The sequence below is a fragment of the Nonomuraea sp. NPDC005730 genome (assembly GCF_040630865.1).
Taxonomy (GTDB): Bacteria; Actinomycetota; Actinomycetes; order Streptosporangiales; family Streptosporangiaceae; genus Nonomuraea.
Genome location: NZ_JBEXYK010000018.1, coordinates 103,884 through 115,880, shown reverse-complemented (window position 1 = coordinate 115,880; position 11,997 = coordinate 103,884). Strand labels below are relative to the sequence as shown.

General features: G+C 70.4%; 12 protein-coding genes. 7 read left to right on the top strand and 5 right to left on the bottom strand.

The window, feature by feature from the left end:
- The first annotated feature begins 13 nt into the window (after positions 1-13).
- From ABZ444_RS22605 to ABZ444_RS22590, 4 genes are all read left to right on the top strand, one after another.
- A complete protein-coding gene (locus ABZ444_RS22605; protein ID WP_358000037.1) occupies positions 14-1,135 on the top strand; it encodes a sensor histidine kinase in 1,122 nt (373 codons plus the stop codon).
- On the top strand, positions 1,132-1,800 hold the full coding sequence (locus ABZ444_RS22600; protein WP_352361586.1) for a response regulator transcription factor: 669 nt from the start codon (positions 1,132-1,134) through the stop codon (positions 1,798-1,800). Before ABZ444_RS22605 ends, ABZ444_RS22600 begins: the two co-directional genes overlap by 4 nt.
- Positions 1,801-1,897: 97 nt before the next feature.
- Positions 1,898-3,148 carry a cytochrome ubiquinol oxidase subunit I gene (locus tag ABZ444_RS22595; protein WP_358000034.1) on the top strand — a complete coding sequence of 417 codons (1,251 nt, stop codon included), beginning with the start codon at positions 1,898-1,900 and terminating at the stop codon, positions 3,146-3,148.
- An 11-nt stretch (positions 3,149-3,159) separates the two neighbouring features.
- Positions 3,160-3,900, top strand: coding sequence for a cytochrome d ubiquinol oxidase subunit II (locus ABZ444_RS22590; RefSeq protein WP_358000031.1), 741 nt, complete (start codon positions 3,160-3,162; stop codon positions 3,898-3,900).
- A 41-nt stretch (positions 3,901-3,941) separates the two neighbouring features.
- On the opposite strand, the gene ABZ444_RS22585 is transcribed toward ABZ444_RS22590, so the two are convergent.
- The 3 genes from ABZ444_RS22585 to ABZ444_RS22575 are packed head-to-tail and all read right to left on the bottom strand — an operon-like array spanning position 3,942 to position 7,225.
- Positions 3,942-5,693: a 5'-nucleotidase C-terminal domain-containing protein gene (locus ABZ444_RS22585; RefSeq protein ID WP_358000028.1), complete on the bottom strand. Its 1,752-nt coding sequence runs from the start codon at positions 5,691-5,693 to the stop codon at positions 3,942-3,944.
- 25 nt (positions 5,694-5,718) lie between these two features.
- Positions 5,719-6,492, bottom strand: coding sequence for an alpha/beta hydrolase (locus ABZ444_RS22580; RefSeq protein ID WP_358000026.1), 774 nt, complete (start codon positions 6,490-6,492; stop codon positions 5,719-5,721).
- A gap of 10 nt (positions 6,493-6,502) precedes the next feature.
- Entirely contained in the window at positions 6,503-7,225 is a 723-nt protein-coding gene (locus ABZ444_RS22575; protein ID WP_358000023.1) for an SDR family oxidoreductase, read from the bottom strand.
- A gap of 67 nt (positions 7,226-7,292) precedes the next feature.
- Here ABZ444_RS22575 and ABZ444_RS22570 point away from each other — a divergent pair, with 67 nt between their 5' ends.
- Entirely contained in the window at positions 7,293-7,886 is a 594-nt protein-coding gene (locus ABZ444_RS22570) for a TetR/AcrR family transcriptional regulator (RefSeq protein WP_358000021.1), read from the top strand.
- A gap of 88 nt (positions 7,887-7,974) precedes the next feature.
- Here ABZ444_RS22570 and ABZ444_RS22565 read toward each other — a convergent pair whose 3' ends face one another.
- Positions 7,975-9,639, bottom strand: coding sequence for an alpha-amylase family protein (locus ABZ444_RS22565; RefSeq protein ID WP_358000018.1), 1,665 nt, complete (start codon positions 9,637-9,639; stop codon positions 7,975-7,977).
- A 179-nt stretch (positions 9,640-9,818) separates the two neighbouring features.
- Here ABZ444_RS22565 and ABZ444_RS22560 point away from each other — a divergent pair, with 179 nt between their 5' ends.
- Complete coding sequence (locus tag ABZ444_RS22560) at positions 9,819-10,280, top strand: MarR family transcriptional regulator (RefSeq protein ID WP_358000015.1); 462 nt, start codon at positions 9,819-9,821, stop codon at positions 10,278-10,280.
- Between the two features lie 13 nt (positions 10,281-10,293).
- On the opposite strand, the gene ABZ444_RS22555 is transcribed toward ABZ444_RS22560, so the two are convergent.
- Positions 10,294-11,406, bottom strand: a complete 1,113-nt coding sequence (locus ABZ444_RS22555; protein ID WP_358000012.1) for an FAD-dependent oxidoreductase — start codon at positions 11,404-11,406, stop codon at positions 10,294-10,296.
- Positions 11,407-11,573: 167 nt separating this feature from the next.
- Here ABZ444_RS22555 and ABZ444_RS22550 point away from each other — a divergent pair, with 167 nt between their 5' ends.
- Positions 11,574-11,981: an SgcJ/EcaC family oxidoreductase gene (locus ABZ444_RS22550; protein ID WP_358000009.1), complete on the top strand. Its 408-nt coding sequence runs from the start codon at positions 11,574-11,576 to the stop codon at positions 11,979-11,981.
- Positions 11,982-11,997: the final 16 nt, after the last annotated feature.

Sequence of the window (11,997 nt, the reverse complement as noted above, 5' to 3'; positions counted from 1 at the left end):
CAAAATGGAGCACATGCCTAGATTGTCGGCGAGCAGCACGGTGTCCCTCGTGGTGGTCACCGTCGCGCTCGCCGGCACCCTGGTCGCCGGGCTCAGGAGCGAGCAGTCCGCCAGCGTGCTCGACGTGGTGCTGCCGATCGTGTCGTGCGGCGCGCTGCTGTTGCGGCGGCGCCTTCCCGTCACGTCGCTGGTCGTGGTCGTCGTGGCGGTGTCCGCCTACTATCCGCTCGCCCGGTTCGACGGGCCGCTGGTCGTGCTGGTGTTCGTGGCCCTCTACACCGCCGCCGACCAGGGACGGCTGGTCGCCGCGATCGCCACCGGGGCCGCCGTGCTGCTGGCGATGGGGTTCGGCGAGGCCCACGGGTCCAGGCACGTGGACGACAGCATGTTCGGCGCGATCACCGGCTGGGTGGTGGCCGCGATCGCGTTCGGCGGGGTCACCAGGAACCGCCGGGCGTACCTGCTGGAGGCCCAGCGGCGCGCGCTGGACGCCGAGCACTCCAAGGAGGAGGAGGCCAGGCGGCGCGAGAGCGAGGAACGGCTGCGCATCGCCAGGGAGCTGCACGACGTGCTCGGGCACAACATCTCCATGATCAACGTGCAGGCGTCGGCGGCGCTGCACGGGCTGGCCAGGCGTCCCGAGAAGGCCGAGGCCGCGCTGCGGACCATCAAGGAGACCAGCAAGGAGACGCTGCGCGAGCTGCGCACCACGCTGGGGGTGCTGCGCCAGGTGGACGAGGACGCGCCGACCGCGCCCGCGGACAGCCTCGCCCGGCTGCCGGACCTGGTCGCGGCGTCGGGTCTGGAGGTGGCCGTCGAGCCGTCCGGGCCGCTGGACGCCGTGCCGACCGAGGTCGACCTGGCCGCCGCCCGCATCATCAGGGAGTCGCTGACCAACGTCGCCCGCCATTCCGGCACGACGAAGGCCACCCTCTCGGTCACCAATTCGTCAGGGAACATCCTGATCCGGGTCGAGGACGACGGCCCGGGCGCCACGTACACCGAAGGCAGCGGCTTCGGCCTGCAGGGCATGCGCGAGCGCGCCGTCGCGCTCGGCGGCGACCTGGAGGCCGGCCCGCGCCCCGAGGGCGGCTTCCGCGTCGTCGCCCGCCTGCCACTGAACGGAGCCCGATGATCCGCGTACTGCTCGCCGACGACCAGACCCTGGTCCGCGCCGGATTCCGGTCGATACTCTCCGACGAGGACGACATCGAGGTCGTCGGCGAGGCCGGCACCGGCGCGGCGGCCGTGGCGGGTGCCCACGAGCACCGGCCCGACGTGGTGCTCATGGACATCCGCATGCCCGAGCTCGACGGCCTGGAGGCCACCCGGCGCATCGCCGGCGACCCGCGGCTCGACGGCGTCAAGGTCATCATCCTGACCACCTTCGACCTGGACGACTACGTCTACGGCGCGCTGCGGGCGGGCGCGGGCGGGTTCCTCGTCAAGGACACCGAGCCGGCCGAGCTGATCCACGCGGTCCGGGTCGTGGCCAGGGGCGACGCGCTGATCTCGCCGTCGGTGACGCGGCGGCTGATCGCGGAGTTCGCCGGCCGGGTCAAGCGGCCCGAGCCGGGCCCCGAGCTCAACGCGCTCACCGAGCGCGAGCGGGAGGTCATGGGCCTGGTGGCGGCCGGGCTGTCCAACGACGAGATCGCCGCCCGGCTCGTGCTCAGCCCCGCCACGGCGAAGACGCACGTCAGCCGCATCATGACCAAGCTCGGCGTGCGCGACAGGGCCCAGCTCGTGGTGGTCGCCTACGAGGCCGGGATGATCACACCGGGCTGGCTTACAACCTGAGTCGTACGACTTTAGTGATCTTAGGCCCGGGGTTGTACGCCGGATTGCAGACCGGAGCATGACGCGGCGGAGCAGGCCGTGCCGCCAAGCTCTCGGCATGGACACCGTCGACCTCGCCCGGCTGCAGTTCGCGTTCACCGCGGGCGCGCACTTCCTCTTCGTCGCGCTGACGCTCGGCCTGGCGACACTGGTGGCCGTCGTCCAGACCCGGGCCACCTTCAGCGGCGACCCCGTCCACCTGCGGATGACGAGGTTCTGGGGGCAGCTCTACATCATCAACTACGCCATGGGCATCGTCACCGGGCTGGTCATGGAGTTCCAGCTCGGCCTGTCGTGGAGCGGGCTGACCGACTACGCGGGCAACGTCTTCGGCGCCTCGCTGGCGATCGAGACGCTGGTGGCCTTCTTCGTCGAGGCCACGTTCCTGGGCCTGTGGATCTTCGGCTGGAACCGGCTGAACCGCTGGGCGCACCTGGCGCTGATCTGGGTCGTCACGCTCACCGCGTACGCGTCGGCGTTCTGGATCATGATCTCCAACGGCTTCCTGCAGAACCCGGTGGGCTACGCCGTCGAGGGCGGCAAGCTGCGGCTCACCGACTTCGGGGCGATGATCGCCAACCCGGCCGCGCAGATCGCGTTCGGGCACGTCATGGGCGGCGCGATGATCGTCGGCGGGTTCTTCATGGCCGGGGTGAGCGCCTACCACCTGCGCAGGCGCACGGCCGAGCACGACCTGTTCAGGAAGTCGCTGCGGATCGGCGTCGGCGTCGCGCTGCCGGCCTCGTTCTTCACGGTGACGTTCGGCGGGCTCGGGTTCCAGACCCTCCAGCCGGCCAAGGCGGCGGCCTGGACGGGCCAGGCCGAGCGGCTGGCCGCGGTGCAGGCGGACATGGCGGCCAAGTTCGGGCCGGGCGACTACCTGCCTGCGACCGGCTGGGTGCAGGGGGCCGGCATCACGATGATGATCCTCTGGGTGGTGATGACCCTCGTGGCGGGGCTGAGCCTGCTGCTGATGTTCTTCCGGCCGGTCGTGCGCGGCTTCCGTGCCTGGCACTGGCTGCTGACGCTGATGATCCCCGTGCCGTTCGTCACCATGCTCGCCGGGTGGACCTTCCGCGAGATGGGGCGCCAGCCGTGGGTGGTCTACGGGCTGCTGCGCACGTCCGAGGCCATGTCGCCGGTGACGGCGGGCCAGATGCGGCTGTCGCTGACGGCGTTCGCGTCGGTGTTCGCGGCGCTGATCGCGGTCAACTACTGGCTGCTGGCCCGGGCGGCCGGACGCGGGCCCGGCGCGGTCGCGCTCGGCGCCCTTCCGGCCGAGACCCCCGTCCCCGTCCCCGCCTTCTGAAGGAGCCGATCATGGAGATCCTCGTCCTGGCCTTCTTCGCCCTCGGCTACCTCGTGCTGGGCGGGGCCGACATCGGGGTCGGCATGGCACTGCCGTACCTCGGGCGGTCGGCGGGCGAGCGGCGCGAGGTGATCGCCGCGATCGCGCCGTTCTTCCTCGGCAACGAGGTGTGGCTGGTGGCCACGGCCGGGGTGCTCGCGGGGCTCTTCCCCGACCTGGAGGGCCACCTCCTGAGCGGCAACTACGCGGTGGTCGTCGCGCTGCTCGTCTCGTGGGTGGTCAGGGACATGGGCCTGTGGCTGCGGGGGCGGGTGCCCGGCGCGCGCTGGCAGGCGTTCTGGGACGGCGGGATCGTGGCCGGGAGCTGGGGGCTGGCGCTGAGCTGGGGGCTGCTGCTGGCCGAGGTGCTGCTCGGCATCCAGGGGCCGCTCGTGCTGCTGGCCGCGCTGGTGGTGGCGGCGCTGTTCGCGGTGCACGGGCTGGCGTTCGCGGCGCTGCGGCTGCGCGGACCGTTGCGGGAGCGGGCCGGGGTGTTGTCCGGCGAGGCGGGCGAGGGCCGCACGTACGCGCTGACGGCCGGTGCGCTGCTGGTGGTCGGGGTGCTGGCCGGGCTGCGGCTGCCGCTGGTGGCGGGGTCGTCGGGGGCGCTGCTGGCGCCGGTGGTCCTCGTCCTGATCCCGCTGCTGGTCGCCTCGCAGGGGTGGGTGTGGTGGACGTTCAGGCATCGGGTGAGCGGGCCCTCGTACCTGTGACCAGGCGGGTGACCGGTCTGGAGCACCCGCCTGGCGTCAGGTCAGAACAGCGGAGCCCCGTCGCGGGTCAGCCGCCAGTTGGCGGCGGCGAAGTCGGCGGGGTTGATCGTGCCCTTGGCGGTGGCGTACTCGATCAGCGCCTGGCGGATCTCCACCTGCGCGTTGTACAGCACGGGAGCGGTGGTGACGTGCGGGAAGCCGCCGCCGCCCGACTGGCGGTAGTTGTTGATCGCGACCACGAACTCCTTGCCGGCCGGGATCGGCGCGCCCTCGAAGGTGAGGTTGGCGATGCGCTGCCCGGCGGGCTTGGCCACGTCGATGTCGTAGGAGACGCCCGAGAGCTGGTCGTAGTTGTAGTCCGGGGTGTTGCCGGCGTTGGTCAGCTTGGTGACGTCCACCGGGTCGCCCGGGTTGAGCTGGTTGAAGTACCGGGCCGAGTACTCCAGGTAGTCCTTGATCTGGGCGCCGGTCAGCTTGATCGCCAGCAGCGTGTTGTCGTAGACGTAGAGCCCGGCCACGTCCCTGACCCGCACGTCACCGGCGGGGAAGACGGCGGTGCGGCTGAACGGCGCGGCGATCGACAACACCGGCAGCGTGTTGCCCGGCAGGGCGGCCTTCACCGTCTCGGTCTGCACCTGCTGGATGTAGTCGAGGATCGGCGTGTCCTTGTACGGCGACTCGGCCGCCGACAGCTCCTCGGCCGACTTGGCGACGACCTTGTTGACGTAGCCGACCGTGATGTCGTGCTGCGGCTTGAGCAGCGAGACGATCTTCGGGTCCGCCGTCACCGTGTTGGTGTTGAGCGTGGCCGAGCTCTTGCCGGTGACGACCCACTTCCCGCGCTGCTTGGTGAGGGTGAAGTCGAGCCGCGACAGGCGCTGGCCCCACTTGCCCGGCTCGGTGAGCAGCACCTGCTGCCCGGTGGCCTTGTTCGTCACGAAGCGCTGGGCGACCTCGTTGTGCGCGTGCCCGAACAGCACCGCGTCGATGCCCGGCACCTGCTCGGCGACCATCGCCGAGGCGTTCTCCACGGGCAGGTCGGTGCCGTAGGACGACATGCCGCTGTCGCCCGCGTGCGCGGTCACCACGACCACGTCCGCGCCGAGGCCGCGGATGACCGGCACCCACTTCCTGGCCGACTCGACCAGGTCGGTGAAGCGCAGCTTGCCCTCGACGTTCGCCTTGTCCCAGATGGCCACGCCCGGGTTGGTCAGGCCGAGCACGCCGACCCTGATCGGCTTGTCGCCCTTGACCTTCATGGTCTTGATCACGAACGGCCGGTACGCCGGCAGCCCGCTCCCGGCGTGCACGGCGTTGGCGCCCAGCACCGGCGCCCGCATCTGCCTGATCCAGGTGGCCAGCAGCGGCAGACCGTAGTTGAACTCGTGGTTCCCGAGGGTGACGGCGTCGTACCCGATGGCGTTCATGGCCTTGGCCATCGGGTGGGTCTGCCCGGTCTCGGTGATCGGCTCGACCTTGGCGTAGTAGTAGGCCAGAGGCGTGCCCTGGATCGTGTCACCCGAGTCGAACAGCAGCGTGTGGTCCGCCCCGCGCTCGGCCCTGACCTTGTTGACCAGCGACGACACCTGGGCCAGGCCGATGGTGTTGCCCTGCTTGTCGGCGTAGGCGGCGTCCTTGAAGTAGTCCCAGTTGAGGGCGTTGCTGTGGATGTCCGACGTCCCCATCACGGTGACGGTGACGCTCTTGTCCCCGCTCGCGTGGGCGGGGAGCGCCACCAGGGCCAGCGCGGTCAGCGCGGCGGCCCCTGTGGCGGCGAGCTTCTTGGTCTGCATGTGCCTGGAGGGTAACCAGGACAAATTACTCGTTGGTTACGAAATCGCGGATCAGGGCTGTCACCTCTTCGGGACGTTCGTGTAGCACCACATGCCCACTGTCCAACTCGGCGTAACGGCTGCCGGGCAGCGCGGCGTGCAGGGCGCGGGCGTGCCCGACCGGCACGAGGTGGTCCTGCGTGCAGCCGACGACCAGCGTGGGGGCGGTGATGCTCGGGAGCAGGTCCCTGATGTCGGTCCTGAGGTCCAGCTCGATCTGGCGTACCGTGCCGGGGGGCGGGTCGCCGGCCATCATGGCCGTCAGTCCGTCCTCGCCCAGGCCGCTCACGAAGGCCGGGCTGAAGCCGACCAGCGGGCCGTACGCCGCGAAGCTCTCGGGGTCGGTGACCGCCAGCCGGGCCCAGGTCCGCAGGCCGAGCCGGAGCCGGGGGTCGTCTGCGTGCGTCCAGCCCGCGATCAGCACCAGCCGCCTGACCCGCTCGGGATACCGGGCCGCGACCCCCGCCGCCACGACCGCGCCCAGCGAGAAGCCGACCAGGTCGGACGGGCCACCCTCGGGGAAGGTCGCCGCGACCTGCTCGATCAGCAGGTCGAGCGTGAGGTCGCCGCCGGGGTCGGCGGTCTCGCCGCTGCCCGCGTAGTCGGGGGTGATCACCGTGCGGATGTCGGTGAAGTTCTGGACGAGGTGGCCGTAGTTGGTGGCGGCGTCGCCGCCGGTGCCGTGCACCATGACCAGGCCGGGGCCGCTGCCCGCCCGGTTGAAGCGCACGTGTCCGCCGTCGTGGATGACCGTGGGCATGAGGTGTCTCCTAGAGGTTTCCGCCGCCGGTGGCGTCGAGGGTGGTGCCGGTGATGAAGCTCGCTCCGGGCGAGGCGGCGAAGGCGACCACGTCCGCGATCTCGCCGGGCTCGCCGATGCGGTTGAGCGCGTGCCTGCTCGCCGCGTACGCGCGGGCCTCGGGGTCGCCCAGCCAGCCCGCGTTGACGTCGGTGTCGATGATGCCGGGCGCGACGTTGTTGACCGTGATGCCGCGCGGCCCCAGCTCCTTGGCCAGGGCCAGCGTGAACACCTGCACCGCGCCCTTGGTCATCGCGTACGCGATGCCCTCGGGGAAGGCGATGCGGGCCACGCCGGAGGTGATGTTCACGATGCGGCCGCCGTCGGGGATCAACGGCAACACCTGCCGGGTGAGGAAGAACAGGCCCTTGACGTTGACCGCGAACACCCGGTCGTAGCCCTCCTCCGTCTCCTGCGCGAGCGGCTTGGACAGGCCGATGCCGGCGTTGTTGACCAGCACGTCGAGCACGTCGGTCTCCTCGGCCACCCGGCGGGCGAGCCGCTCCACCTCCTCGGGCACGCCCAGGTCGGCCCGCACGGCCACGGCGTTCGCGCCGATCAGCCCGACGACCTCCTCGGCCGCGGCGGCGTCCCTGGCGTAGTTCACGATCACGCGGAACCCGTCCTTGGCCAGCCGCAGCGCGATGGCCCGGCCGATGCCTCTCCCGGCGCCGGTCACCAGGGCAGTCCTCATCGCTCGAATCCTTTCTGTAGCGATCGATACAGAAAGCATAACATAGCGATCGCTATAGAATGGGCGCATGGCGAGGCAGCGGGCATTCGACAGGGACGCGGCGCTGGAGAGCGCGCTGCGCGCGTTCTGGGAGCACGGCTACGAGGCGACCTCCATCGCGGCGCTGACCGCCGCGATGGGCATCAGGCCCCCCAGCCTGTACGCGGCCTTCGGCGACAAACGGCGGCTGTTCGAGGAGGCGGTGCGCCGCTACCAGCTCACCCACGGCGCGTTCACCACCAGGGCGCTCGCCGAGGAGCCCACCGGCCGGCGGGCCGTCGAACGCGTGCTGCGCGAGTCGGCCGCCGAGTACACGAACGCGGACCACCCGCCCGGCTGCCTGATCATCACCGCCGCGGTCAACTGCGGGCCGGAGTCCGCCGACGTGGAGGAGTTGTTGCGGGGGTTCAGGGAGGCGGCGAAGGCGGCGATCAGGAAGCGCGTGGACGACGACGTGGCGGCCGGCCGGCTGGCCCCCGGCACCGACACCGAAGCCCTGGCCACCTTCTTCGCGTCGGTGATCCAGGGCATGTCCACGCAGTCACGCGACGGCGCCTCCTACGCCGGCCTGCTAGGGGTCGCCGAACTCGCCATGGCGGCCTACCCGCCGCCCCCGCGCTGACGACCGCACGAAAGCCGCGCGGCCGTCCGGCTCACAAAAGCCTCGGCCGCGCGGCCCATGCAGGCTTCGGCCGCGCGGCCGTGCGACCTCATTGCGACATGACGCCCGCGTCCTCCGGGGGCAGTTCGGGGGGTGAGGCGCGCAGCCAGCGGCAGCCGTGCGGTCCCAGCGCAAGCTTGGCCGTGCCGTCGGCCGACACCTTGATCGTGCCGTCCACCAGCAGGTCCGTGAGGTCGCAGTTCTCCAGGCCGTCCAGCCGCAGATCGACGTCCTTGGCCGTGTCGCACAGGTTGTGGGCGACCACGACCGTCGCGCCGTCGGCGTCGCAGCGGTGCGAGAAGATCGCGTCGTCGCCGGTGTCCAGCACCGTGTACTGTCCCCACGCCAGCTCAGGGCACTCGCGGTACCGCTCGATGAGGAGCTGGAACCAGCGCAGCAGCGAGTCGGTGTCGCGTTTCTGGTCGGCCACGTTGACCCGGTCGGGCGCGAAGGCGCCGTCGGGGATCTCGCGGACCGTCTCCTCCTTCTGGCTGAAGCCGCCGTCCTCGGACCACTGCATGGGGATGCGGACGGCCATCCGCCCTTCCTCGTCCAGGTTCTCCCCCATGCCGATCTCCTCGCCGTAGAAGATCACGGGCGTCCCGGGAAGGGAGAACAGCAGGCTGTAGGCCATCTTGATGCGCCGCAGGTCGCCGCCGAACATCGTGGGCAGCCGCCGGCGCAGCCCGCGGCCGAAGATCTGCATGTCCTTACGGGGGCCGAACGCCTCGAAGATCTCTTGTCGTTCCTCGTCGGTGAGCTTGTCGAGGGTCAGTTCGTCGTGGTTGCGGAGGAACATCGCCCATTGACAGTCCTTGGGGGCCCGGGGGCGTTCCTGCAGGGCGTCCATCAGGGGGCGGGCGTTGTTACGGGCGAAGGAGAGCCAGCTGTTCTGCATGCCGATGAAGTCGAAGCACATGGTGATCTGGTCACCGAGCCCTTCACCGAAGTACCGCAGTAATTCCTTGTAGGGCAGGTTGACCTCGCCCAGCAGGATCGAGCCGCCCTTGCGCCTGGTCATGAAGGCTCGCAGGTCGGCCAGGAACTCGTGCGGGTTGGCCAGCTTGGGGTTGACGTTCTCGATGAGGAACGGCACCGCGTCCACGCGGAAGCCCGACAGCCCGAGCTCCATCCAGAAGCCGAGGATGCGGGTGATCTCGTCCCTGACCTCGGGGTTGCCGACGTTCAGATCAGGCTGGTGACGGTAGAAGCTGTGCAGGTAGTACTGGCCGCTGCCCTTGTCGTACTGCCAGATGGAGTCCTCCTTGTCGGGGAAGACCACCTGTTTCGGGTCGTCGGGCTCGGGGGCGTCGGACCAGACGTACCAGTCGCGCATCGGCGAGTCCTTGCTCCTGCGCGACTCCTTGAACCAGGGGTGCTGGTCCGAGGTGTGGTTGACGACCAGGTCCGCGATCACCCGCAGGCCCCGGTCGTTGGCGGTCCGCATGAACTCCACGAAGTCGCCCAGGGTCCCCAGCCGGGGATCGATGCTGTAGAAGTCGGTGATGTCGTAACCGTCGTCCCGGTTGGGGGTGGGGAAGAACGGCATCAACCAGAGGCAGGTCACGCCGAGACCCGCAAGGTAGTCGATCTGCTGGGTCAAGCCGCGGAAGTCGCCCACACCGTCGCCGTTACCGTCCTTGAACGTCTCCACGTCCAGGCAGTACACGACGGCGTTCTTCCACCAGACGTCGGAGGTGTACGTCAGTCGCATGGCGGCCCTGCTACCCACCCGTCCAGAAGAAATGTCCTTTTGGTAGTTTGCGTCCGGTTCTCATCCCGTGACCTCGGGCTACGGGGAGCATCGCCGAACCCAGGCAGCCGTGCGGATCGCCCCTCGGTTCCCGCCCCCGGCCAATAGTTCGGTAGCCGAACTGATGTTAGGCTGATCTCATGGCCAAGCCCGAGGAGCAGCTGGGAGTCGTCTCCGCCCTGGTGCGCTCGACCTTCCTGGTCAACGCCGTCTACGCCGAGTCCGCCCGCGCGTACGGGCTGACCTCCCAGCAGGGCCAGCTCCTGTGCGTGCTGATGGCCCAGCCGTACGGGATGAGCGAGCTGGGCGCGATGTTGCGCCTGGCCAAGTCCAGCCTCACCGAGCTGGTCGACCGCACCGCGCAGCGCGGCATGGTCCGCCGCGAGCCCAACCCCGCCGACCGGCGCGCCGTCCAGGTCACGCTGACCGAGGAGGGCGCCAAGCTCGCCGACGAGTTCTACACCGAGGCCTGCCGGCGCATCGACGAGCTTCCGTCCGGGCTCGACGAGGCCGAGCGCGCCACCCTCGCCGACCTGCTCTCCCGCCTGGTGCGGGACAACAACGCCCCGACGGTCTTCATCGAGCGCGCCGACACCCCCTGACCGCCGCCCGCGGTCACACCCCGGCCGGTGCCGGCTCGGCGGCGAGCCCGAACAGCTCCGCGAACCGTCCGGTGAACAGGTCCTTGCCCTTGTAGTCGGCCACCGACTCGGCCGGCAGCACGATCGGCCCGTCGGGCGAGGGCAGCTGGCCGACGCCTCCGCCGGCCCCCAGCGGCAGCAGCACGAACGGCAGCGGCGAGGGCTGGTACACCGACGAGGGCTGCTCGCCGCGCAGCTGGGCGATGATGTTCGCGGCCACGACCTCGGCGTGCTGCATGGCGTTCCCGGCCATCTTGGCCTCCGCCAGGTCGGTGATGTCGCCGATCGCGTAGACGTGCTCGTGCCCCTCGACGTTGAGCCGTTCGGTCACCCGTACGTGGCCGCGGGGCGTGCGCGCGTCGCCGAGGTCACCGCCGAGGTAGCCGGTCTGGACGCGCACGCCGTACGCGCGGAACCAGATGTCGGCCGACAGCTCACCCGCCGTGGACCCGACGGTGAACGGCTCGGCCCGCCCCGGCTCGACGGGCGGCTCGGCCTCCAGGGTGGTGCCGAGCAGCAGCTCCACCCCCAGCTCGGCGAGCTGGCGATGCAGGTCGGCGCGCACCTGCGGCTCGAACGCCGGCAGCAGCTCCGTGCCGTGGTCGACGATCGTGACCCGCTTGTCCGGCCACACCGCCTTGATCTCCCCGGCCAGCTCCAGCCCGACCGGCCCGGCCCCGGCGATCAGCACCCGCCCGGCCCCCGCCAGCTCCCCGTGGACGGCGTGGATGCGCTCCCGCGCCTGCCCGGCCAGGTCGTCCTCGAACTTGAACGGGAAGGGGTACCCCGACCCGGTGGCCAGCACGAGGTAGTCGGCCTCCACCCGTTCCCCGGACGCCAGCAGCACACCCCGCGAGTCCACCGAGACCGCCCGCTCCCGGACGATCCGGCCACGCTGCATCAACCGGTCGTAGGGGAAGAACATCTTCCCGGCCCATTCCGGCTGGGCGAGGGCCCGCATGGACGCGGCGTTCTGGACGAAGGCGTCCTTGGGCTCGATCAGCACGACGTCCGCGTGCTCGTCCAGCGCCTTGGCGGCCGCCGCGCCGCCGTAACCACCACCGATGATCGCCACAGTACGGCTCATGGTGCACATCTCCTGTCGGGACAACAGCTTGTTCGTATTACGAACCATAATAGTTCGTGACCCGAACCGCAACCGCTCGAAAGTTCTCCGCCCCGGCGCGATGAGTTCCGGCGGCCCCGCCGGTACGTATCCGTGAACCTGTCACCAGCGATGAGGAGAGAACAGCCATGACCGAGACCCGAGCGCACGACGTGGCCGCCATCAAGAGCGTCCTTGAGCGCCTCTACCAGGCATGGGCCGACGGCGACGCCGACACCTTCGTCACCGACTACACCGAGGACGCCACCGCGATCATGCCCGGCAGCGTGCGCCGGTCGAAGGAGGAGGTGCGCCGGAAGATGGCCGAGGGCTTCGCGTCCTATCTCAAGGGCAGCACGACCGCCGACAGGCTGGAGAGCATCCGTTTCCTGGGCGAGAGCGCCGCGATCGCGGTGAGCGAGACCGGCGTCAGGTTCCCCGGCGAGACCGAGGTGCCCGCCGAGCGTATGGTGTACGCGACCTGGGTGCTGGAGAAGCGGGACGGCGCCTGGCTGCTCGCGGCCTACCACAACAGCCCGGCCGTCGTGGCAGGCTGACGTACCCGTAGGCCGG